This is a genomic window from Kriegella aquimaris (assembly GCF_900103215.1).
GTDB classification, from domain to species: domain Bacteria; phylum Bacteroidota; class Bacteroidia; order Flavobacteriales; family Flavobacteriaceae; genus Kriegella; species Kriegella aquimaris.
On sequence record NZ_FNGV01000001.1, the window covers coordinates 914,377 to 938,633 of the forward strand.

Genomic DNA, 24,257 nt, shown 5'->3' on the forward strand with positions numbered 1-24,257 from the left:
TTAAATTATCGACATATCACCAAAGTGATATTCGATATAAAAGCGCTATAAGCAAGTGTTTTAATTTTTAGGTGCTGCAATACCAAAGGAAACAAAAATTTCTTATTTTTAAAACAGCAACAAGAGCAACCCATAAACACTCCTCGACAATGAAAAATTCATCAATTGCCCATAAAACCGGTTTAAGAAAGCGATTACGCAATGCGATATTGATTCCCCTGTTGTTAATCTTCGGGTACGCCCTACATGCTCAAATCGAATTTCCTGTAAACGTTGGCGTAAAACCCGAAAGCATTACAAAAGGGTTTAATGGCAATTACTATGTCACCCTTATGAATGGAAATGAAAGTGGTGATGGTGAACTGGTTGAAATATCTGAAAACGGGGTAAAAGTATTTGCAACGGGTTTTGATGAACCGAAAGGAATCGCTTTTGTTAATAATCATTTGTATTTCTCTGATGTAACCCGCGTCTGGAAAGTCGATAAAAAAGGCAAGGCAACCGTCTTTTTGAAAAAGGAAGATTTCCCGCAAGAGGTATTGTACCTGAATGATGTGGCGGTCGATGCCAAAGGCAAGGGTATTTATATTGCCGATATGGGCGCTACAAAATATATGCGTGACGAAAATAACGCGCTTTGGCCCCTAGATAGCGAACAGGCCAAATTGGTACCCCAATCGGGCAGAATCTATCATGCGGACCTCAAAGGAAAAGTTACCATAAAACAAGATACCTCACCCTTAATGTTAAATCCCAACGGTGTGGGAGTCGATAATGATGGAAATATTATGGTAGGCTCTTTTTTTCTGGGCAATTTTTTGGTGACTCGAAATGGTGCGTTAACCCCGCTTAAAGGTCAATTTCGCGGTGCCGATGCAGTCGAACAAGATAGTAAGGGGGATTATTACATCAGTAGCTGGGCCGCTGGAGCCGTCTGGAAAATCGACGGAAAAACGGAAGAATCGACGGTACTGATCGATGGACTCAAGTCTGCCGCGGACTTCTATTTGGAGGAAGAAAAGGGACGCCTACTGCTTCCCGATATGATGGCAGGTATGATCTATGCCGTTGAAATCAACAAGTAAAACCTATTTAGAGCATTTAACGCTAGTGATGGCTCTACTTAAAGAATCAAACCAATAGCGAATACGCATAGAGACCAATTGCAATACCAACGAACCCCGTTCCAATCATCAAATTGGTAAATAGTTGTTGCAATTTAAGGTTATCACTTATGATTAGGCCGACCACCCCAAAAACGATGCTTATTTGTAAAAACAGGAGACTAATATTGATTTTTGCAACCAAGTTAGCGTAGCTGGTCGAAATTTCTTCCCATTTTTTTAGTCCGACAATTTTTCCCATTTCACCATCCAAATCTTGAGACCATGATGATTTTGGAATATTTGCCGACCCCTCTAAAATCTCTACTTTCTCTTCTTCGTACTTTAAAATTGCCATGTTGGTCTTTTCAAGCCTCTGTATCAAATCTTCCGAATTTCCATCTGCGACGACACCTGAGGCGAGAAGAGATTCTAAGTAGTCGCGCTGGTTTTCCTTCATAATCAGCTTGATGCTCTTGGCATTGTACCAATTTGAATAACTTACATGCTTGTAACTCGCTTTTGCTATTTCCTCTTCCCAATTATTCTTGATGACCTCCATTGCGGCCAACATTCCGACAATAACGATAATTATTACACCTCCTCTGTTTTCAATTTTATTGCTTTTGCTCATGACTCTTTTTAGAAAAATAATTTGACCCTTCTGCTTTAGTTACTTAATCTGTACTATTTCAAAAAGCAACAAGAGATCCTTCTTGTAAAAGTAGTGATTTATAAGAATTAAGAAATACAAAAAGAACGAAAGATGCTGTCTAGAAGTCAATTGAAAGAACTTTCCTAATAAAAACAAGTCCACTTGAAAAGGTGATTCTCTTAGATGTCCCGTAATTCAACATAAAATAATTCGGGAAATAACCGCCTTTCCGTATAAAATATAAAATCACTATTTTCAAGAACTGAACTGTAGCGAATCGACCAACTTTTTATAAACCGACCAAATTTATGATTGTCACACTTTTAACCAAGGTATTCTTACCATTATCGCTTGCCATAATTATGTTGGGCATGGGTATGACTTTAATCCCCGCAGATTTCACAAGAATTGTAACCTATCCGAAAGCCGTTCTCGTCGGTTTGACCAATCAACTTGTATTTCTGCCCATTATTGGGTTTTCATTGGCCATTGCTTTTGATTTAGATCCGACCATGGCCGTTGGCATCATGATTTTGGCCTGTTGCCCTGGCGGGCCCACTAGTAACCTTATCACTCAAATCTGTAACGGGAACATTGCACTTTCGGTAACCTTGACGGCCATTGCCAGTTTTGCAAGCATTGTTACGATACCGATTGTACTGTCTATGGCACTTGACTATTTTGGTTCCGGTTCCGGAGTAGTGATCAAATTACCCATAATGGATACCGTACTTCAGATTCTGGTTATCACGGTAATCCCCATTTCAATAGGGATGCTAATTCGAAAATATAGGCCGAATTTCGCAAAACGAATGGAGCGACCTATGCGAATTGCTTCCACTGTTATCTTTATTTTGGTCTTTATCGCGGTCATGGCGGCTAATTTTGAGCTAATGGGCAAAGCCATGAAAAGAGTCGGTTTGGTTACATTACTCTTAAATATTGGCACAATGGGTATCGGATATTTAACGGCAAGGCTCTTCAGTTTAAAATTAAAAAATGCGATATCAATTAGTGTCGAAAGCGGCATACAAAATGGTACTCTCGCCTTCGTTATTGCGACCACCATACTGAACAATGTAGAGATGGGAATCCCCACCGTCGCCTATGCCATATGGATGTTTTTAACAGGCGGCATCTTAATGTGGAAACTAGGTAATAGAAAAGACATTCAGTTAGCGGACTAAGGATTTTGAAGCGAAACCTTGCCAAAATAATTAGCGCACAAGACGTATAATAATCCTGAGATAATTACAGCTACCCCTTTTATAAACATGGAATACAATTATCATTACTATTGTATATTTGATAGTTTTTACATAGTTAATAGGATTTTCTTTGGGTAGTTGAAAACGGTTTAATTAAAGGCTATTCTTTTATCCATTTTCAAAAAACAGCTGAACAATCATTTTTCAAAAAATATAAAAGAGCAATACATGAAGGACAATAGACGTAATTTCTTAAGAAAATCTTTTTCTACAGCCGCAGGGATGGCAGCGGCCACAATGCTGCCCACGAGTTTGTTCGGTAACGACCTCCACAATACCTCCCGCCCCGATGAAATTATCCTTAAGCCCGAAAAGCGTTCGAAGCCCAAAGAATCCATTCGATTTTCGGTGATAGGTCTTAATCATGGTCATATCTACGGTATGGCGCAGACATTGATTGCCGGTGGTGGTGAAATGGTCGCCGTTTACGCCAAGGAACCCGATTTATTATCGAATTTTACGAAGCGTTTTCCTGACGTTAAGGTAGCCAAGAGCGAAGCTGAAATTATTGAAGATAATTCCATTCAATTGGTGGCCAGTGCATCGATTCCTATCGAACGCGCTCCCTTGGGCATTCGCGTCATGCAATCGGGTAAAGATTTTATGAGCGATAAGCCCGGTATTCTCACTTTTGAACAATTTGAGAAAGTAAAAAAAGTCCAGAAAAAAACAGACCGTATTTATTCGATTATGTATAGCGAGCGATTAGGAAATCCTGCATCCATAAAGGCAGGTGAACTGGTACACAGCGGAGCAATTGGAAAGGTTGTTCAGACCATTGGTCTAGGACCACACCGCATGCGACCCGAAACACGTGCCGATTGGTTTTTTGACCCTAAAAAAGCTGGGGGCATACTTTGCGATATCGGTTCGCACCAAAGCGATCAATTTCTTTATTATACCAATTCTAAAGAGGCCCAGGTCAATTTCTCCCAAACAGGAAATTTTAGCACTTCGGAATACCCCGATTATCGCGATTTTGGAGATATGAGCTTACGGAGCGGACATGCTACCGGCTATGTACGAATTGATTGGTTTACACCTGACGGTTTAGACACTTGGGGCGACGGCAGAACATTCATTTTAGGAACGGAAGGCTATATCGAAATGCGAAAATATATAGATATCGCCGGTCGTGAGGGAGGCAATCATTTATTTCTTGTTACCCAAAAGGAAACAAAATATTACGATTGCACGAACATACATATGCCATATGGTGAACAATTGGTCAGTGATGTGGTCAATCGAACGGAAACGGCAATGACGCAAGACCATTGTTTTCTTGCTACCGAATTGGCTTTGGCCGCTCAAAAAAACGCATTTCAGTTGAATGTTTGATTTTGTAGTACCAGTAGTTAGTCTATCAACAAACGAGAAAAATAGTACAGGCACTTTAGCTTCTATCTAGGCCATGTCCCTGTTTATAGGTATTCGACACCTAACTTTTTCTTATATTTGAGTAGCCCCCAAATACTAAAACTGGAGTGCAGTTTTATCGACAAATCAAAGTATAGCTCCATGAAACCTAATTTCAGTATTCTGCTATTTCTTTTTCTCGGTGTCGTTTCGGTACTAGCACAACCGCGACCGATCAATGAGGAAAATTTTGTTGAAATCGGAGGAATAGAACAATGGGTTACCATTAAAGGAGACGATGTCAGTAAACCTGTGGTTTTGCTTATTCACGGCGGCCCCGGAAATGCAATCAGTCCGTACGCCGAAGCTATTTATGGCACTTGGGAAAAGGATTTTGTTTTGGTAAATTGGGACCAAAGAGGTGCCGGAAGAACCTATGGCCGAAATAGCCCGGCCAAACTGACCGAAGACTTTTATATCGAAAATCCCATAACTGTAGCAGAAATGACGGCAGATGGAATCGAACTTACCAAATATCTCATCAAGCATCTTCAGAAACAAAAAATTACCATTATTGGAACTTCATGGGGTTCGATTCTTGGTATTTCCATGGTTTCAAAACAGCCTGAATTGTATGATGCCTACATTGCAAACTCTCAATATGTGGGCTATCCGGATAACCTTATAAACGCCTACCAAATCGTCTCTAAAATGGCCAAAAACGCTGAAGACACCGAGGCCATATCGGCACTACAAACACTAGGAAAACCTCCCTACAGTAGCGCTAAAAATTCGGGGCAATTACTGCGCATTATAAAAAAATACGAACGTAAAAACTCGGTTCCCGCGCCTGATGAATGGTCAAAACCGGCACCTCAATATGACAATGACATCGATTCAAAAAATAGGTATGATGGTGACGATTACTCGTTTATAAACGCAATGGGCCATGAAATACTCGGAATAAAACCAATGCTAGCGGAGATTGACCTGAATCACAACAATCTCGAATTTAAGATTCCTGTTTACTTTGTTCAGGGCAAAGAAGATATAGTAACGTCAAAGGAGATCAACAAGCCGTATTTTGATAAAATCAAAGCGCCGGAAAAAGAATACTTTTTGTTGCCGGGTGCGGGTCATGGCCAAAATCAAGCTGTTGTTGACAAACAATACGAACTTTTGAAACGTATTTATCATGTAGAGTAAAAAACACGGGCGTACGGCATTAGAGTCGTCGTGCAGCGATCAATATGGCGAATTATGGAAAGAAACAAGAACAGGTTCTTGGGTTTGGCAGGAGTAGCAGGTCCGGTTCTATTTATTTGTACCACTATTATAGCAGCAAGCTTAAGTTCCGATTATAATCACATATCACATTTTATTAGTGAACTCGGGGCGACCGGAACGCATACGGAACAATTGATGAACTTTGCCGGTTTTGTTCCTTCCGGTATTTTGATAGCCCTCTTTGGAATTGCACTTCTTTTGCATTTGACAAAAAAACCAATCCATATCATCGGTTCTACACTCCTTATAGTTTTTGGCACTGGCATGGCCATTGCCGGCTTATTTTCATGTGACCAAGGTTGCCCACCCGATGGATCTCTTGAGTCGATCATTCACGATCGCGTATCTGCCATTACCTTTATGTCTGCCATTACAGGAATTTTACTATTGGGATTTTCGTTCAATCGCACCTCCGCTTTTGAAAAATTTCGACGCTACTCTGTAATAACCGGTATCCTGTCATTGGCACTATTACTAATTATGATCAGTTCTTTTGAATCTAGAAACTTGACCGGCCTATGGCAACGTTTGTTGCTGTTATCACTTTTCTTGTGGACCTCACGAATCGGTCTCCATATATTTAAGAACACGAAATAGTAAGGTTGTCGCTTTCTGAAGATAGCAATGCCGACAGCCCATACTGAACGAGAAGAATAAACAGAGGCTCAACAGAATGCAAGCCTTTGAGGCTTATTTAATTAGGAAATTACATAGAAATCGACCATAAAAATGAAAGGTGGGTTGTTTTTGTATAAATTTATAAACTTCAAAACATGACCACCATCAAAATAAAAAACCATGCTTAAAACCCATTTCGTTGCCCTAATATTTACACTTGTGTTAAGTTCTTCAATTTGCTTTGCCCAAGAACAGGTTTTATATAAAAAAATCGATACTACCGCCCTCTTTTTAGAAGTCTATAAACCGCCTCATTTTGATGCGGCTAAAAAGTATCCCGCTTTGATCTTTTTCTTTGGCGGCGGCTGGAACGGCGGAAGCAGATCTCAATTTCTAGAACATGCCAAATATTTTTCAAAAAGGGGCCTAGTTTGCTTTCTCGCGGATTATCGAACCGCCAGCAAAAACAAAACTACGCCGTTTGTCGCCGTTGAAGACGCAAACTCCGCTATACGCTTTGTTCGAAAAAACGCTTCAAAGTTTGGCGTAGACGCTGATAAAATTATAGCTTCCGGGGGTTCCGCCGGTGGCCATCTTGCAGCCGCCACGGCGCTAACAACAGCGTATAATGCCACTACGGATGACTTGTCCATCGATTGCATTCCGAATGCATTGGTACTATTTAATCCGGTTATTGACAATGGCCCTGGTGGTTATGGTTACGAAAGAATTGGAAGTGCCTATAAAAGCTTTTCACCACTCCATAATATCCAAAAAGGGGCGCCTCCAACCATTATTTTTTTAGGAACAAAAGATAATCTTATACCTGTAGCCACCGCCGTATATTACAAAACCGTAATGGAAAAAGTGGGCAGTATCTGTAAACTGGAATTATACGAGGGTCAGGGTCATGGGTTCTTCAATTATAAGAATAAGACGTATTATGATAAAACGGTTCTCGCTGCAGATGCTTTTCTACAAGAACTTGGGTATTTGACCGATACCCCCAAAGTAAATATCAATTAACCGGTTTTGCTGAACTTTTGCTTGTAAGCATTAAGAATATTTGTTACTAAAAATTAGTTTGTCACCATGATAGCCATTACAAAGTTTTTTTCAAACTTCCCGATGACCACTGAAACACTTGAACAAAAAAAACCTTGGGAAATCACTTCGGAAGTCAGAAACCTTGTTGAAAAAGCGATTGCCGAACTAGATGATAATTATGCTATCGACAATGGTATCGCAGTACACAAAACGGCGATTATAGAGCCCGGGGTTACGTTAAAATCACCTGTCATCGTTAGCGAAAATTGTTTTATAGGTGCGAACGCATATTTTAGGGAGGGAGTGTTTTTAGATAAGAACGTAAGAATAGGCCCTGGATGCGAAATAAAAAGTACTATCATCTGCTCGAACACTGCAATAGCCCACTTTAATTATATTGGAAATAGCATTATCGGACAAGACGTGAATTTTGAAGCGGGGGCAATCGCCGCAAATCATTATAATGAACGTAAATCAAAAGACATTCGCGTGAAATTCAAGGGAAAAATCATTAATACCGGTGTATCAAAATTTGGTGCTTTAGTAGGAGATGGTTCTAAAATAGGTGCGAATGCCGTTTTATCTCCCGGCACCTTACTCGAAAAAAATACCACAGTGAAAAGACTTGAATTAGTCGAACAGGCTAAAGAGTAATTATATTTCGCAAGAAAACTTCACTCTCTTTTGATTACATTTTTCATATTCATTTTACCAAAGCCTATAAAAATAGTACATTAGACACTTGAATTCTGCCAAGAACCCGTCAGCTATGGGACTTGGCCTGATTTGTAAATCAGTGAACATACTAATACTTAGAACGTTCACTTTTTCTAAGATAATTATTAAACGTAAAATTGAAAACCTATGGAGAACCATAATGCCGATCGAAGGAGTTTTGTTAAAAAGAGTAGTTTAGGATTATTAGGAGTTGCCTTGGCACCTTCCTTTATTGGTAAAATGGGCGCTAACGGTCGCTTACGAACCGCACATATTGGTGTAGCTGGTATGGGCATGGCAGACCTTAAGTCAATTTCTTCTCATGAACTGGTCGATGTTGTAGCGCTTTGCGATGTCGATTCGAACAATTTGGCCGCCGCAAAAAAATTGCACCCAAATGCAAAAGGTTTTGCCGATTATAGAAAACTTTTCGAAGAGATGGGCGATGATATCGATGCCGTTATCGTATCGACTCCCGACCATACCCATGCGCCTGCTTCGATGATGGCCATGAATATGAACAAACCGGTATACTGCCAAAAGCCGCTTACGCACCACGTTTCAGAAGCTAGAGCAATGCGGAAGTTGGCCGAACAAAAAAACTTGGTTACCCAAATGGGAATTCAAGTTCATTCCTTTTATGATTACAAGCTGGCCACCTTATTGATCCAATCTGGCATTATAGGAAAAGTCAACTGCGTACGGGCTTGGTCACCAAAAAACTGGGGATATGATGGGCCGATTCCTGAAGGTAGCGATCCTGTACCGGAAACTCTTGACTGGAATCTTTGGCAGGGAACTGCAGCGGAAAGACCTTATAAAGATGGATATTACCACCCTGCAAATTGGAGAAAGCTTGTTGATTACGGTTGTGGTACTCTTGGCGACATGGGCGTGCATATTTTCGACACACCTTATAACGCCTTACAATTGGATGTTCCGAGAACTATCAAAAACAAATGTAGAAAACCCAATGGGTTCGGTTTTCCGGAGCATAATACGGTAACATACGAATTTCCTCAAACCCCATACACCACCGAAACCCTAAAATGGGTATGGTATGATGGGAAAGGAGCCCCAAAAAAGCACAAAGACCTAAAATTGCCAAATAAAGAGAAACTACCCTTGCAAGGAGCTATGTTTATGGGAGAAAAAGGCAGATTGCTATTACCGCATTTCCAAGAACTCCCTAAGCTAATCGTAGACGGGGAATACAAGGAAATGGATATCGAATCATTTAATCTGGGAGCCCCGGTTAGGGATTATGATTCCGAAGGTAAAAAACACTACCATCAATTTGTAGATGCATGTTTGGGTAAAGATGAATGTAGTGCACCATTTTCATATGCGGCCAAATTGACGGAAACCATCCTATTGGGTGTTATAGCTGGTCGTTTTCCGAACAAAACCTTGCATTGGGACAATAACACGGCTCAGTTCGCCGAGACCGAGGCGAATACATTTTTAGATTCGACATACCGTAAATTTTAAATAGGGAGCACAGGGTTCTTTTCCTATATGACAAGGTTTTCACAAACTATTTAAACATTCGGATTATTTCCTGATTTTAAATAAATTAGGCTAAAAAAAAGAATAGCAGGGTCTATGTTTCAGACACTGTTTTTTTTATAAATTCAATTTAGTTTACCCGATATCGAAATCTATAGTTTTTAAACCCTATAACCCCAACTGCAATCCATAAAACAAATTCATTACATTTATCCCACCAAAACCAAATAGATGTCAACTGCTAAAAAAGAATACAAGAGAGTCACAGTCAAATCGTTAGTGGATATGAAAAAGAACGGGGAGAAAATCTCAATGCTCACCGCTTACGATTATTCCATGGCCAAAATTGTTGATGCTGCCAATGTCGATGTAATTCTTGTTGGCGATTCTGCGAGCAACGTAATGGCGGGGCATGAGACTACACTACCAATCACCTTAGATCAAATGATTTATCATGCATCCTCGGTCATACGCGCCGTCGAACGTGCTTTGGTCGTTGTCGATATTCCTTTTGGTAGTTACCAGAGTGACCCCAAAGAGGCCCTACGCTCAGCAATTCGTATCATGAAAGAAAGTGGTGCCCATGCGGTAAAATTGGAAGGCGGCATAGAAATCAAAGAATCGGTGAAGCGTATATTAAATGCCGGCATACCCGTTATGGGCCATTTAGGTCTTACCCCACAGTCGATTTATAAATTTGGCACGTACACCGTTCGCGCCAAGGAAGACCAAGAAGCGGACAAATTATTGGAAGACGCCAAATTATTGGAAAAATTGGGCTGTTTTGCAATTGTACTCGAAAAAATTCCTGCAACTTTGACCAAAAAGGTATCTGAGAGCATTTCGATACCGACAATTGGTATCGGGGCCGGTAAACATGCCGACGGGCAAGTACTGGTCATTCACGATCTCTTGGGCATGACGCACGAGTTCAATCCCCGATTTTTACGGCGATATATGAACCTTTACGAAGAAATGGGGCAGGCCATATCACATTACGTTACCGATGTAAAAAGTCGGGACTTCCCTAGTGACGAAGAACAATATTAAAGCAAGGGATTTGTCCGTGAAAAACAGTCCACATAAGAATACAATCACAAAACTCGGCATCGTGGTATTAGTGCTGTTGAACATCGGTTGTGACCAATTGACCAAAGATGTTGTTCGAAATACCATAGCACCTATGGAGTACGTCGCTTTTCTGAACGATCGCTTTATTCTTACAAATGTGGAAAATACAGGGGCTATGCTCGGGTTCGGAGCGAACCTCCCTCCTATTTTTAAAAGAATACTATTACAAGGGCTTCCAATTTTTGTGCTGCTTGTCCTTTTGTTTCGGGTATTAAAAAAACCGAATTTGGACAGATGGCTAACCTTAGCATTTGCTTTTGTAATCGGTGGGGGTATCGGCAACCTAATAGATCGAGTAGCCTATGGTTCGGTCACCGATTTTTTCCAAATCAAATGGGGTGTTTTGAGAACCGGTATTTTCAATATGGCCGATGTTTCGGTAAGCATAGGAATACTTCTTATTATTGTTGTGAGCTTGCGACAGAAAAAATTGGCATTATAATGGCCTCCAAAATCATCTCAACCCCGCAGAACCTCCAAATTATTTATGAGGACAACCATCTCATTGCGATCAACAAGCGGCCCGGTGACATTGTTCAAGGCGATAAAACCGGGGATACGCCTTTAAGCGAAGTGGTTAAGGCCTATATCAAGAAGAAATACAACAAACCGGGAAATGTATATCTGGGCGTAGCCCATCGATTAGATAGGCCTACCTCAGGTCTGGTCGTATTTGCCAAAACCTCGAAAGCGCTTCCCCGTCTTAACAAACTATTTGCCGATAAGGAAGCTAAAAAAACATATTGGGCCGTCGTCAAGAAAAAACCGGAAAAAGAAAGTGCAACATTGGTGCATTGGTTAAAGCGAAATACAAAGCAAAATAAGTCATACGCGCACCACGAACAGGTTTCAGAAAGTAAGCAAGCCATTTTAGACTACACGATTATAAAAAAGCTCGATAATTATTTTTTGTTGGAAATCAATTTACAAACAGGTCGCCACCATCAAATCAGAGCACAATTAAACGCTATAGGCTGCCCCATTAAGGGAGACCTTAAATATGGCTTTGATCGGAGCAACAAAGATGGAAGCATTCATTTACATGCCAGAAGCCTATCATTTGTGCATCCCGTAAAAAAAGAACTACTGCAATTATTGGCCCCTCCACCCGACGATCAGATCTGGAACGCTTGTTGCTAGTTTTTAGTTACATTTAGTAACTTAAACGAAACACTACCATGATTAAAAGAACATTATTCCTGCTTGGCTGCCTAATTCTTGCCTCTTGCGGAAGTTACAATTCGATAGACAACTTTTACGACGCCCACAAAAACGATAATCAAGTAACGGCTGTTCGGGTGCCCCGATTCATGTTAACGCTGCTTAGTGGCATTTCCCCAGAAATGCAATCACTTATCGGAAACACCAAAGATTTGCGCTACATGCAATTCCCAAGCACCACTCCTGCCCGCACAGATTTTTTGAACAAACAAATGAATGGCATCACTGGTAGTTCATTCATTGAAGTATATCGTAAAAATGATGATTTAAAGCGAAACGTGGTGTCTATTCGTGAAAAGCGAAATGCGGTCAAAGAAATATTGATTTATAACAACAATAATATGAATGGTTCTTTTCTCTATTTCAATGGAAATTTCGACCCTGTAAAAGTGCGGGAAATGGCCCGAAGCGAAGAATTTCAGAAGTTAGGTGACGGACTCATTAACCAGTACAATATGGCCCCCTCATCCGAAAAAAAAGAGTTATAAAAGATTTATTTGTATGACCTGAAACTTTCAATGACCACGGAAGTCAAAATTAAGATACCTCCAAAAATTGTGGTCCAAGACGGAATTTCAGATAAGAATAAAGCGCCTATCAAAATACCATAGACGGGCTGCACACTACTAAGTATACTTACCGTAGTGACCGAAAAATGTTTAAAGCAATTCAAGAACAGGGTGTGGCCAATAGCAGTGGTTATCAAACCCAGAGCTACCAAACCGTGCCACTGTGAAATTATAAGTTCTAAATCCGTAAAGAAAAGAGCCGGAAACAATAAAAGTCCGGCAATGGCCGACTGATAACACATCAACATTGACCCATTATACGTACTCACCTTGGTCTTCAATATAATATTGCGCAGCGCGTAGGCAAGGGCCGACAAAAGGCCAACCAAGACCGCTAGGGTATATGAGCTCTCCATATTGAAATCCGGAGCCAAAAAATAAATTCCGCAGAGCACCAAAAAGCCTAAAAACCAATGAATCATTTGCAATTTGGTCTTTAGCATCAACGGCTCCAAAAAGGATGTAATAACAGGATAGGTAAACAAAGCAAGCATACCAATAGCCACGTTTGACCATTTAAGGGCATAGAAATAGAGTAACCAGTGCAATGCAATTAAAACTCCGCTCAATATAATAGGGAGTCTATCTTTACTTGCTACTTTTAAAGATATACCCTTCCATTTGCAATAGAGAAATAAGAAAAAAAAGGCTAAAATCGCACGAATTGCGATGATAACGGGTACGGGTAAATCAACATAGCGCCCCAAAGCACCCGAGGTGCTTATGAATACCATGGCAATGTTCAGTTCCAGTAAATAGGAGAGATGACCTTTAGAATTTTTCAAGAAGTTCGTTTATCGTGTAACGGCCATGGCCTTTTCGCGTATAATCTGTGCAACGGGTTTATCTTGTAAGTGACTTTCAAGCCATGAAATTATATCCAAGTACAGAAATGCCCTTTTTTCATACGGATGATGCTCATATTTTTTGAGTTCGGTATAAAGCTTCTGAAATTCGCCTCGCAATTCGTGAGGGTAGATATTTGCCAAGTTTCTTAAGAATTTGATCATCTCTTTCTGAACGGCATGCAAATCGTTCATTTTCAGTAAAAACTTGTAAGTGCTCTTCAGTTGCACTTCCAAATGGTAATCCATACCAGCTTCGTAATGTGCGACCAAGCTTAGAACGCGCGCAAAACACATCAGGTCTTCGCGCATTTTTAGGTTCCTGTTGTTAATGATTCGCTTTAGGTATTGTATGCATGTTTTGTTGTCACCAATACCAAAATAAAGACAGGCGATCTTATAATATAACAGCATTACATGATGGGCATCGATCCTATCTTTATGTTTATTGATGCCATATTCGATTATCTTGACCAGGTACAAGCCCTTTTCGAAAGTTCCTTCAAGAAAATGAAGGTTCAGTTTATTGGCATTCATATATAGAAAAGAAAGCGAGGCAATATTGTCGTTCTTAGGAAAATCTTTGCTCTCTACCATCTGCTCGAAGTCATCTAATGTTTGCTTGAACTGAGAACTATATCTAACATAAAGCAAGGACTCTAACAAATAATGATTCCCCTTCAAAAAGAATACAGGATTCAGGTAAATCATCTCTTTATGGCTATAGAACAAATCGACCCATTTGCTAGCGTACTTATAGCTCGATAGAAAATCCTGTACTAAAAAACTATACCATAAATGAGCCTTATAGAGCCATAATTTTTCACGGAACCCTAAATCGTCAATATTATATTTGGGAAGATGCCTCTCAAAATAAAGTTTTACCTTCTTATAATCCTCATCACTGCGCACATAACCCACTTTTAGCATCATCCCATATAGTTGCAACGAAATATTCGACAACTTGCTGGTCATAACATTCTGCGCCGAAAGTTCTTTTGCTTGAATTGCCAATTCATCGGCCCTATCAGGAATACTTCTGGTTATGTATTGGGTTTCAATAATTTTTTCGAGCTCTACAATCTCATAAGCAATGTTTTTCTCTTCATTCTCGATAGCGGTAGACTTCACCTTGTCTAAAATCTTTAGGCTCTGTCTGTAGAGGCCTTTTTGATATAAGATGGTGGCAAAATCGAGCTGTTCCCTAATTTGAACTCGTATATTCTGATTTACGGGATTCAATCTTAGACTTACCAAAATCTGTTTGTACAAGTGTGCCTTTAAATTTGACAATTGTGCTTTCTTCACAATGCCACTTGCCAAAATAAGCTTTTCGTCATAAGTCCTTATTTTATCCAATAGATTAAACAAGCCTAAAAATTTAGCATCTGCATTCACTCCCAACCTTCCTACATAAAGCTTGAACTGTCGCTTCTCAGATTTAGAAAGCGATTTTACCAGTACAAACAATGCGTCTCTATGACCATTTGTCATCGTAAAAAATATAGTTTAAATGTTTGTATATCAATAGTTTACACTATCAAAAAAGTATGTCAACGTTGTAAATACAACTGTATGTCTTAGTTCGTTCGCGGTATTGGCCATATATTCGTATAGGCTAGCTAAAACTACGTAAATATAATGAGTAAAGATAAGGTACAAATTTTTGACACTACATTGAGAGATGGCGAACAGGTTCCAGGCTGTAAGTTGGATACCAAACAGAAATTGGTCATTGCAGAACGTCTCGACAATTTAGGAGTTGATGTAATAGAAGCGGGCTTCCCGGTATCTAGTCCAGGTGATTTTAAATCGGTGGAGGAGATTTCGAAGATTGTCAAGAACGCTACGGTCTGTGGATTGACACGTGCAGTAAGAAAAGACATAGAGGTGGCCGCTGCGGCCCTGAAATATGCAAAAATACCTAGAATACATACAGGAATCGGTACTTCCGATTCCCACATCCTTCATAAATTCAAGTCTGATAGAAATGCGATAATCGAAAGGGCCATTGATGCCGTGAGTTACGCAAAGACCTTTGTGGAAGATGTAGAATTCTATGCCGAGGATGCCGGACGAACAGATAATGAATTTTTGGCCCGGGTCTGTGAAGCCGTGATAAAAGCAGGCGCGACAGTTTTGAATATTCCCGACACCACGGGTTATTGTCTTCCTGATGAATACGGTGCGAAAATAAAGTACCTGAAAGAGAATGTTAAAGGTATTCACAAAGCTATACTCTCATGTCATTGCCATAATGACCTTGGCCTGGCCACGGCAAATTCAATTGCGGGTGTAATTAACGGTGCGAGACAGATAGAATGTACCATAAATGGTATTGGAGAGCGTGCAGGAAACACGTCATTGGAAGAGGTTGTGATGATTTTACGCCAACACCCCAATTTAAACCTTGATACAAATATCAACAGCAAATTGCTGTATAGTACAAGCCAAATGGTCTCGCAAAAAATGGGTATGATGGTACAACCCAATAAGGCTATTGTTGGTGCTAACGCTTTTGCCCATAGCTCTGGTATACATCAAGATGGGGTTATCAAAAACAGGGAAACCTATGAAATAATAGACCCTGAAGATGTGGGTGTTAACGAATCCTCAATTGTGCTTACGGCACGGAGCGGAAGAGCTGCGTTGGCCTACCGTGCTAAAAAAGTAGGTTACGAACTTACCAAGGTACAATTGGATGATGTTTATAAGGAATTTCTAAAATTTGCCGATCGTAAAAAAGAAGTTTTAGATGACGATATTCACGAAATTATCGTAGCAAGCAATTTAAACATAGAAAGTCTTACTTAGATGCATTTAAAAATTGCCGTCTTAGGCGGGGACGGAATAGGCCCCGAAGTTTTAAAACAGTCGGTTAAATGCCTGCAAGCGGTAGCAGAAACTTTTGGCCATAATTTTACATTTACCGATGGCTTGGTCGGTGCGGCCGCCATTAAAAAAACAGGGAGTCCCCTACCCGATGCCACTCTTGAACTTTGTAAAAAATCAGATGCCATATTATTCGGTGCCATAGGTGCCTTGGAATATGACAACGACCCAAACGCCAGGGTTCGACCAGAACAGGGTTTATTAAAACTTAGAAAAGAATTGGACCTGTTCGCCAACATTAGGCCTGTTAAGGTATTTCCTATTTTGGCGCCAAAATCTCCATTAAAAGAACATATCATCAAGGGGACCGATTTTGTTATCTATCGTGAACTTCTTGGTGGCATTTATTTTAACGAAAAAAAATTGAGTGAAGATGGCACCAAAGCCTCGGACCTCTGCGAATACACAGAAGGTGAAATAAGCCGTATCGCCCATATGGCATTCAAAGCGGCTAAAAGGCGCAGAAAGAAACTCACTTTGGTAGACAAGGCAAACGTTTTGGAAACTTCTCGCTTGTGGCGAAGGGTTGTAACCAACATTGGGGAAAGCTACCCCGAAGTTGAGCTGAACTGTTTATTTATAGACAATGCGGCCATTCAGATTATTTTAGACCCTCGTCAATTCGACGTAATATTGACCGAAAATATGTTCGGCGATATTCTGAACGACCAAGGCAGCGTAGTTTTAGGCTCGATCGGATTGCTTCCTTCGGCATCGGTGGGAACAAAAAATGCCATGTTCGAACCTGTTCATGGATCCTATCCCCAGGCCAAGGGTAAAAATATCGCCAATCCGGTGGCATCAATTTTAAGTGTAGCAATGCTATTGCAGCATTTTGGTTTATTCGAAGAAGCAAATGCAGTAGTAGCGGCAATCTTGAAGTCTTTCCAAAAAAATATAGTGACTTCCGACGTGATGGGAAGCAGTAAATACGGCACCAATTACGTAGGCGATTTTATTGCCGAGAACATTGTCGATTCTGATGATAACCTTACCATGAACGATGAAAATATTTGGTTAGGGAAATCTACCATCATCTAAAATTTTAATTCGAAGATCTTTAGGGTAAACATTTAGCGTACAAGTATTCTATTAATGTCATCCCATAGATTAGGAAAAAAAGTATACTTGGTGCGAAACACCTGAGCTTTCCATTAATTTACCGCCGAAAATTTAAAAACTAATTGAATCAAAAGCCGGAACGCAACCTAAAGATGGTTGTGACAAATAATAAAACAAGGGATCTATATTGAATGTCTTATGGCATTGTTTTATCTTTACGGGCTATAAAATCGACCAATGAACATTTCATACAACTGGCTAAAACAGTTCCTAAAGATAGATTGGGAATCGCAAAAAACAGCCGAGCTATTGACGGATCTCGGACTTGAAGTAGAGGGTGTAAGCACCTACGAATCTATAAAAGGAGGTCTAGAAGGTGTAATCGTAGGGCATGTTGTTGAGTGTGAAAAGCATCCGAATGCCGATCGCCTCAAACTTACCAAAGTCGATATCGGAACTTCAACACCACTGCAAATCGTATGTGGTGCACCAAATATTGCCAAAGGACAAAAAGTACCCGTAGCTGGTATTGGAACCACACTTTATACTAAGGAAGGTGAGCCTTGGACCCTAAAAAAAGGAAAGATACGAGGAGAAGAAAGTCAAGGTATGATATGTGCCGAAGATGAATTGGGTCTAGGTGACAGCCATGACGGCATCATGGTTCTTGATGATTCTATAAAACCGGGAACTCCATTATCCGAAGTTTTTGAAACCGAAATCGATGAAGTTTTCGAAATAGGCTTGACACCCAACCGCGCCGACGCAATGAGTCATTTCGGAGTTGCAAGGGACTTAAAAGCAGGGTTAAAGCAAAGAGAAATCGAGAAAGAACTTATTACACCCTCTACAAGTCACTTTAATGTTGATAACCGGTCGCTAAAAATAAATGTGGTCGTTGAGGATAGTGAATTAGCCCCCCGATATTGTGGTATCACCTTGACCGACCTTGTCGTACAACCCTCACCCTCATGGTTACAAAATCGCCTGAAGGCCATAGGGCTCACCCCTATCAACAATATCGTGGATGCTACCAATTATGTATTGCATGAAATGGGGCAACCCCTACATGCCTTCGATGCCGACAGAATATATGGTAAAAAGGTTGTCATAAAGACGGTAGCCAAAGGCACTAAGTTCATGACCCTTGATGGCGAGGAACGCGAACTTCACGAAGAAGACCTTATGATATGTGACGGTGAAAAGCCTATGTGTATTGCAGGAGTTTTCGGAGGTATCAATACCGGCGTAACACAAAATACGACTTCCATATTTTTGGAAAGTGCGTATTTTAATCCGGTATCGATTCGAAAAACCGCCAAGCGACATGGATTGAACACCGATGCTTCTTTTAGGTTTGAAAGGGGCATTGACATCGAAAATGTTGAGTATAGCCTAAAAAGGGCGGCACTGCTGATCAAAGAAATCGCAGGAGGCAATATCACCTCTGATATCATTGATTTATATCCTAAGAGAAAAGAAGACCTTGGTGTCTTCTTAACTTTTGATAAAATTGACAAACTGATCGGACAGAAAATTCCCCAAGACACTATAAAATCCATTTTAGCCTCTTTGGATATCAAAGTAAAGAATGTCACCGAGACAGGACTAGGTCTTAGCATACCCTCATATCGTGTCGACGTAGAACGGGAAGTTGATGTTATAGAAGAGATTTTAAGGGTATACGGTTATAACAATATTGCTTTCAAGACAAAATTGAATGCCTCAATAGCTAAAACATCTAAGTTCGAGGATCATAAATTGCAAGATCAAATTGGCAACATGTTAGCGGCCCAAGGCTTTCTTGAGATAATGACAAACAGCCTAACTTCATCTGAATACCCCAGCTACGTTGATGATATAGACAAAGATCAGACCATAACGATGTTGAATCCGTTAAGCGCAGAGCTTTCCGTTCTACGTCAATCAATGTTATTTTCTGGGTTGGAGACCATTTCACACAATGTAAATAGGAGAAAACCGAATTTACAGTTTTTTGAATTTGGAAAAACGTATCAGCAACACGATAAGGCCCGGTTAGAACTTAAACACTTGGCTCTCTACGCTACCGGTAGCAGAAATGGGGGAGGAAATTGGGCGACAGCTACCCAAAAAACAGATTTCTATTTTCTTAAATCAATCGTTGAAAATGTACTGGCCCGATTGGGTTTAAAAGATGTTGATCAACAAGCTATCGAAAATTCCGTTTTTTCCGAAGGCCTTACACTAGTGCTTAACAAAAAAGAGTTGGTCACATTCGGTGTGGTAAATACCGGTATTTTAAAAAGGTTCGACATAAAACAAGAAGTATTATATGCCGATTTCAATTGGGACAATGTTGTATCGCTAATAAACAAAACCGAAGTTGTTTTTAAAGATATTCCCAAATACCAAGAAGTTAAAAGAGATTTCGCCTTACTATTAGATAATGAAGCGACCTTCAAGCAAGTGCAAGACCTTGGTTTTAATACGGAAAAAAAGTTGCTAAAAGCTATTCAACTTTTTGACGTTTACACTGGAAACAAGCTTCCTAAAGGCAAAAAATCATATGCGGTAAGCTTCACTATTCTTGACGATAAGAAAACGTTGACCGATACTCAAATAGACAAGATTATGAATAAATTGCGTAAGAAATATGAAATGGAACTTGGAGCCGAGTTGCGCTAAAATCAAATTTTTCTTGGCAAGATAACGCCATCAATTTCATGAATAACACCATTGGATTGATTTGCATCGGCACTAATAATTTTTGCAGTATTTCCACTACCATCGGTCAATACAATATCTAAACCATTCATTGTAGCCATAATTTCGTCGCCCTGAACGGTCGTAAAACTTGCCTTTCCCTTACCGCTGCATAGTGCTTGAAGTATTTTAGAGGCTGTGAGATTCCCGGCCACGATATGGTAGGCCATCAAGTCATGAAGATCTTTTTTATTCTCAGATTTTAAAAGTTCGGTCATTTTCGAACTTGTTATCTTTTTTTCAAAAGCCACATCAGAGGGCGCAAAAACAGTGAAGGGACCGTTTTGACCGAGAACTACGTCTAAATCGGAAGCTTTCATGACTGCAGATAATGTCTTATAGTTTTCTGAACTTTCAGTATTCTCAAAAATCGAATGATTGGGATCCATCGAATCTTGTGCAACGGAAATAGTCGTAACAAAAAGGAATATCAAAATTATAGCGCGCATTTGATTCTTTATGGTGAATGTCATTATTGCCAGTCCACGATCGATGAACGACAGGAAACTATCGACAAGATACAACAATAATCAATTTCGTTTCATTTCACCCGTAACTGCCATCATCAATTAACTTTTAATTAACATTTTGTTAGGATTTTTCAGAAATCATTTGGTCTTGAAATTGTCTAAATTTGAGATACTAAGGAAAGGAGAATAGTGCTATGCGGTTAAAAAAAACGAATATTGAAGAAAAACTTTCGCGAGCCAAAGCTAAGTCTGGAGATCCCGATAAAATTCTAGAACAGGTCTATCTTATTTTAAAGAAAGATGAGGAAAAGGAATCTCGAATCAGGGAAAATCTTAAAATTCCAGGACAGGATATATCGAACCCGTTTAATCTTGATTTGCTCGAAACAAGTAAAATCTATCATATCAGTCAGATTAAGGAAATCTGTATCAACTATCGCTTGCGGTTTCTAGATGCAAGATACTTTAAAGGTGATATGCCTTTGGAAGCAATATCTAAAATAAAGCATTTAGAAAAAATACACCATATCGAACTTCAAGGGCTTAAAATAATTGCACCGTCCAAGCTTTTTAAGCTTAAGGATAAAGATGACCCTTTGTTATTTGCCCCTATAGGCAATGGTTATTATTACTTGGTGCATAAATGGGGAAACGATTTACACCCCCTTCGTAAATTGCTTATGTGGCCATTCAAGAGTATGGTTAATTTGACACTAATAGTGGTCTTAGCGAGCTATTTATTGAGTCTATTAATTCCTCAAGGCCTATTTTCGAGAACGAGCAACAGTGCGCAGTTCTTCATTATTTATTTCTTTGTTTTTAAATCGATTGCCGCAGTTATCATTTTCTACGGGGTTGCGCATGGAAAAAATTTCAACCCGGCCATATGGAGTAATAAGTATTTAAAATCCTAATAGGCCTTTCGTAACAAATTTTACTTAATATAAATGGCATAGGGCACGCCATCAAGATTTATATTATCAATAAGTTCGGGCTCAGGAGCAACTTTTATTCGTAAGAGTCCACCCTTGCCGGCGCCCGTGGCCTTACTGTAACCTACCAACAATAAACCGTTGCTATTATCATAGCTCACCATGGTGGTATTTGCAATTTCATATTCAAACTGCATTTGTGCCTCGGTCAAGAAATTTTCATAATAGTATAAATAAACCGTCCGCTGTCCAAAATCATAAATGGCAGGTATACTCGGAAATACACTGTCCGTGGTAGGTCGCCCATAATATAAATTCCCATTGGAATTAAAAAAAGTTGCCTTAGATGTTGCAAAGTTAGGCTCTTTCCCGTCCTCGTAGTTTACATAGGTCAAGACAAACGTTTTACTGTTCAATATTGTGTGAAGACTATCGTAGCCGATAATTACGTCTTTATTGACATCAACAAACAGTTGCCGGGCATCATAACCCAAATTCATTTCATTGATAATGGTGTTCGCGTTGATATCAATAGTTACAAGCCCATTCTCATTCGTCTCCTTTTCATCGAACGTAAGTACAAAGACTCGATTATTTGTGAATACCATCTGAAGAGGATTCTTGCTCAATTCAATATCCACAAAGTTTTCCTCTCCTGCTGTTATATCAATCGCCCTAACAAAATAAGTTTTATTCTTAGAGTTTACTTCAATTACATATGACAAATACACCGTACTCGAGGTATGTGTAAAACCGGTTACTGTCAACGTATTACAATCTGATATATCGCCAAAAACAGTAATCTCATTTGATGTATCCTCCTTAAAGTCATGAAGCGTAACTTTTCCACTGCAATCAATTTGCTCGTGATAAAATCCTAAGACATCTTCATTACGATACGTTAGTTCGGGCAATGCTACATCGATGAATGCATCTGCTTCGTCTGGATTGAAATCCATACTATCGGCATCAGCATTTAAGTGCTGGGTAGACAATATGCCGTTAGTGTTCAATATCAAATTATAATCTGATTGAACAGTTTTTTCTTCTTCGAATCCGGGGATTTCGTCAGATGTATTACAACCAACGACCACCAACGCCAGTACGGCGCAAATCATGCTGTAGGTTTTCATAATGTAAGAATTTGGGTTATTCTTTAATCTAAAAAATTTACGCAGTTACTGCGTACATCTTTTCACGTTGTTCTTTAATTGCCTTGTCAGACATATATTCATCAAACGTCAAATATCTATCAATGTTGCCTTTTGGAGTCAACTCGATAATTCGATCGGCAACTGTTTGTGCAAACTCATGGTCATGGGTTGTAAACAGTACTGTTCCCTTAAAGTTTTTAAGTGAATTGTTAAAAGCGGTGATACTCTCCAAATCTAAGTGATTCGTAGGCTCATCCAACATAAGCACATTGGCCCTTAGCATCATCATTCTACTCAACATGCAGCGTACTTTTTCACCTCCGGACAACACTCTACATTTTTTCAATGCTTCCTCTCCACTAAACAACATTTTTCCAAGAAATCCACGTACATAAACCTCTTCCCGCTCTTCTTCGGTTTTTGCCCATTGGCGCAACCAATCGACCAAGTTGATGTCATCAGTGAAAAAATCTGAATTATCGGCTGGCAAATAAGACTGATTCGTTGTGATTCCCCATTGATACGAACCTTTATCGGCCTTTTTGTTTCCATTGATGACTTCATAAAAAGCTGTAGTAGCTCTTGAGTCTTTTGAAATTATGGCCACCTTATCCCCTTTTGCGAGGTTGATGTTGATATCTTGGAAAAGCAAATCACCATCTTCCGATGAAGCCGCCAAACCTTCAACATTTAAAATTTGATCGCCAGCTTCCCTTTCCCGTTCAAAGATTATTGCAGGATAGCGTCGGCTTGAAGGTTTGATATCTTCTACCTTCAACTTTGATAGCATCTTTTTTCGAGAAGTAGCTTGTTTGCTCTTCGCGACATTGGCGCTAAAACGCATGATAAACTCTTGCAATTCTTTTGCCTTTTCCTCCGACTTTTTATTTTGTTGTGCTCTTTGGCGTGCAGCTAATTGGCTACTCTCATACCAGAATGTGTAATTACCGGAGTATTGGTTCATTTTTCCAAAATCGATATCCGATATGTGCGTACATACGGCATCTAGAAAGTGACGGTCATGCGATACTACGATTACCGTATTCTCGTAATCGGCCAAAAAGTTCTCTAACCAATTTATAGTCTCGTAATCCAAGTCGTTGGTAGGTTCATCCATAATCAACACATCAGGACTTCCGAATAAAGCTTGCGCCAACAAGACACGTACTTTTAGCTTAGAGTCCATATCGGCCATGAGCGTATAATGGAAATCTTCTGAAATTCCCAAATTAGATAAAAGTGCGGCCGCATCACTCTCGGCGTTCCACCCGTTCATCTCTTCGAACCGAACTTGTAGCTCTCCTATCTTATCTGCGTTCTCATCTGTGTAATCGGCGTAGAGTTGATCTATCTCTTTTTTGATTGAAAATAACGGTTTGTTGCCCATTACCACTGTTTCTAGAACGGTAAACTCATCATAAGCATTGTGGTTCTGTTCTAAAATCGACATACGTTTGCCCGGCTCTAAATGCACGTGACCCGATGTTGGATCTATTTGACCCGATAGTATTTTCAAAAATGTCGACTTACCGGCACCGTTTGCACCAATGACTCCGTAGCAATTGCCTTGTGTAAAGACAGTATTAACTTCATCAAACAAGACTCTTTTTCCAAATTGCACTGATAAATTTGAAACGGACAACATAAATTTTTCTTTTAAATTTCGTGCAAAAATA

General features: G+C 39.8%; 22 protein-coding genes. 16 read left to right on the forward strand and 6 right to left on the reverse strand.

All coding sequences use genetic code 11. The features are described from left to right. Positions 1 to 149 precede the first annotated feature (149 nt). The gene (locus tag BLS33_RS03855) at positions 150 to 1,085 is read left to right on the forward strand and encodes an SMP-30/gluconolactonase/LRE family protein (protein ID WP_218129527.1); all 936 of its coding nucleotides are present in this window, start codon (positions 150 to 152) and stop codon (positions 1,083 to 1,085) included. A 46-nt stretch (positions 1,086 to 1,131) separates the two neighbouring features. Here BLS33_RS03855 and BLS33_RS03860 read toward each other — a convergent pair whose 3' ends face one another. Continuing rightward, a complete protein-coding gene (locus BLS33_RS03860; protein ID WP_089885451.1) occupies positions 1,132 to 1,737 on the reverse strand; it encodes a DUF4337 family protein in 606 nt (201 codons plus the stop codon). 329 nt (positions 1,738 to 2,066) lie between these two features. Between BLS33_RS03860 and BLS33_RS03865 the strand changes: the two genes are divergently transcribed. The 11 genes from BLS33_RS03865 to BLS33_RS03915 all read left to right on the forward strand — a co-directional run bounded on the left by BLS33_RS03865 (position 2,067) and on the right by BLS33_RS03915 (position 12,400). Next, complete coding sequence (locus BLS33_RS03865) at positions 2,067 to 2,945, forward strand: bile acid:sodium symporter family protein (RefSeq protein WP_089885453.1); 879 nt, start codon at positions 2,067 to 2,069, stop codon at positions 2,943 to 2,945. A gap of 249 nt (positions 2,946 to 3,194) precedes the next feature. Beyond that, a complete protein-coding gene (locus BLS33_RS03870; protein WP_089885455.1) occupies positions 3,195 to 4,364 on the forward strand; it encodes a Gfo/Idh/MocA family protein in 1,170 nt (389 codons plus the stop codon). A gap of 180 nt (positions 4,365 to 4,544) precedes the next feature. After that, the gene (locus BLS33_RS03875; RefSeq protein ID WP_089885456.1) at positions 4,545 to 5,588 is read left to right on the forward strand and encodes an alpha/beta hydrolase; all 1,044 of its coding nucleotides are present in this window, start codon (positions 4,545 to 4,547) and stop codon (positions 5,586 to 5,588) included. Between the two features lie 54 nt (positions 5,589 to 5,642). Continuing rightward, a complete protein-coding gene (locus tag BLS33_RS03880) occupies positions 5,643 to 6,266 on the forward strand; it encodes a DUF998 domain-containing protein (protein WP_089885458.1) in 624 nt (207 codons plus the stop codon). 201 nt (positions 6,267 to 6,467) lie between these two features. Then, positions 6,468 to 7,313 carry an alpha/beta hydrolase gene (locus BLS33_RS03885; protein ID WP_089885460.1) on the forward strand — a complete coding sequence of 282 codons (846 nt, stop codon included), beginning with the start codon at positions 6,468 to 6,470 and terminating at the stop codon, positions 7,311 to 7,313. A 66-nt stretch (positions 7,314 to 7,379) separates the two neighbouring features. Beyond that, positions 7,380 to 7,988, forward strand: coding sequence for a DapH/DapD/GlmU-related protein (locus tag BLS33_RS03890; RefSeq protein ID WP_089885462.1), 609 nt, complete (start codon positions 7,380 to 7,382; stop codon positions 7,986 to 7,988). A 210-nt stretch (positions 7,989 to 8,198) separates the two neighbouring features. Continuing rightward, positions 8,199 to 9,542, forward strand: coding sequence for a Gfo/Idh/MocA family protein (locus tag BLS33_RS03895; RefSeq protein WP_089885463.1), 1,344 nt, complete (start codon positions 8,199 to 8,201; stop codon positions 9,540 to 9,542). 249 nt (positions 9,543 to 9,791) lie between these two features. Continuing rightward, on the forward strand, positions 9,792 to 10,610 hold the full coding sequence (gene panB, locus BLS33_RS03900) for a 3-methyl-2-oxobutanoate hydroxymethyltransferase (protein WP_089885465.1): 819 nt from the start codon (positions 9,792 to 9,794) through the stop codon (positions 10,608 to 10,610). Between the two features lie 16 nt (positions 10,611 to 10,626). After that, positions 10,627 to 11,133, forward strand: coding sequence for a signal peptidase II (gene lspA / locus BLS33_RS03905; protein ID WP_245731269.1), 507 nt, complete (start codon positions 10,627 to 10,629; stop codon positions 11,131 to 11,133). Beyond that, positions 11,133 to 11,831: an RluA family pseudouridine synthase gene (locus tag BLS33_RS03910; RefSeq protein ID WP_089885467.1), complete on the forward strand. Its 699-nt coding sequence runs from the start codon at positions 11,133 to 11,135 to the stop codon at positions 11,829 to 11,831. The genes lspA and BLS33_RS03910 overlap by 1 nt, the downstream gene beginning before the upstream one ends. A gap of 38 nt (positions 11,832 to 11,869) precedes the next feature. Next, on the forward strand, positions 11,870 to 12,400 hold the full coding sequence (locus tag BLS33_RS03915) for a DUF4252 domain-containing protein (RefSeq protein ID WP_245731271.1): 531 nt from the start codon (positions 11,870 to 11,872) through the stop codon (positions 12,398 to 12,400). Between the two features lie 5 nt (positions 12,401 to 12,405). Here the strand turns inward: BLS33_RS03915 and BLS33_RS03920 are convergent, their stop codons facing one another. Then, the gene (locus tag BLS33_RS03920; protein ID WP_245731273.1) at positions 12,406 to 13,266 is read right to left on the reverse strand and encodes a DMT family transporter; all 861 of its coding nucleotides are present in this window, start codon (positions 13,264 to 13,266) and stop codon (positions 12,406 to 12,408) included. Between the two features lie 9 nt (positions 13,267 to 13,275). Next, positions 13,276 to 14,820, reverse strand: coding sequence for a hypothetical protein (locus tag BLS33_RS03925; RefSeq protein ID WP_089885470.1), 1,545 nt, complete (start codon positions 14,818 to 14,820; stop codon positions 13,276 to 13,278). Between the two features lie 147 nt (positions 14,821 to 14,967). Here BLS33_RS03925 and BLS33_RS03930 point away from each other — a divergent pair, with 147 nt between their 5' ends. The 3 genes from BLS33_RS03930 (at position 14,968) to pheT (ending at position 19,947) form a co-directional block, all read left to right on the forward strand. Next, complete coding sequence (locus BLS33_RS03930) at positions 14,968 to 16,140, forward strand: 2-isopropylmalate synthase (protein WP_089885472.1); 1,173 nt, start codon at positions 14,968 to 14,970, stop codon at positions 16,138 to 16,140. Then, positions 16,141 to 17,259, forward strand: a complete 1,119-nt coding sequence (gene leuB / locus BLS33_RS03935) for a 3-isopropylmalate dehydrogenase (protein ID WP_089885473.1) — start codon at positions 16,141 to 16,143, stop codon at positions 17,257 to 17,259. It begins immediately after the preceding gene. A 258-nt stretch (positions 17,260 to 17,517) separates the two neighbouring features. Beyond that, a complete protein-coding gene (pheT, locus tag BLS33_RS03940; protein WP_089885475.1) occupies positions 17,518 to 19,947 on the forward strand; it encodes a phenylalanine--tRNA ligase subunit beta in 2,430 nt (809 codons plus the stop codon). A 2-nt stretch (positions 19,948 to 19,949) separates the two neighbouring features. On the opposite strand, the gene BLS33_RS03945 is transcribed toward pheT, so the two are convergent. Next, positions 19,950 to 20,474 (reverse strand): fasciclin domain-containing protein, encoded by a 525-nt coding sequence (locus BLS33_RS03945; RefSeq protein ID WP_089886222.1) that lies wholly within the window; start codon positions 20,472 to 20,474, stop codon positions 19,950 to 19,952. Between the two features lie 215 nt (positions 20,475 to 20,689). Between BLS33_RS03945 and BLS33_RS03950 the strand changes: the two genes are divergently transcribed. Next, positions 20,690 to 21,409, forward strand: a complete 720-nt coding sequence (locus BLS33_RS03950; RefSeq protein ID WP_089885477.1) for a hypothetical protein — start codon at positions 20,690 to 20,692, stop codon at positions 21,407 to 21,409. A 20-nt stretch (positions 21,410 to 21,429) separates the two neighbouring features. On the opposite strand, the gene BLS33_RS03955 is transcribed toward BLS33_RS03950, so the two are convergent. Both BLS33_RS03955 and BLS33_RS03960 read right to left on the reverse strand, forming a co-directional pair. After that, entirely contained in the window at positions 21,430 to 22,560 is a 1,131-nt protein-coding gene (locus BLS33_RS03955; protein ID WP_089885479.1) for a hypothetical protein, read from the reverse strand. Between the two features lie 37 nt (positions 22,561 to 22,597). Beyond that, positions 22,598 to 24,226 carry an ABC-F family ATP-binding cassette domain-containing protein gene (locus BLS33_RS03960; RefSeq protein ID WP_089886224.1) on the reverse strand — a complete coding sequence of 543 codons (1,629 nt, stop codon included), beginning with the start codon at positions 24,224 to 24,226 and terminating at the stop codon, positions 22,598 to 22,600. Positions 24,227 to 24,257: the final 31 nt, after the last annotated feature.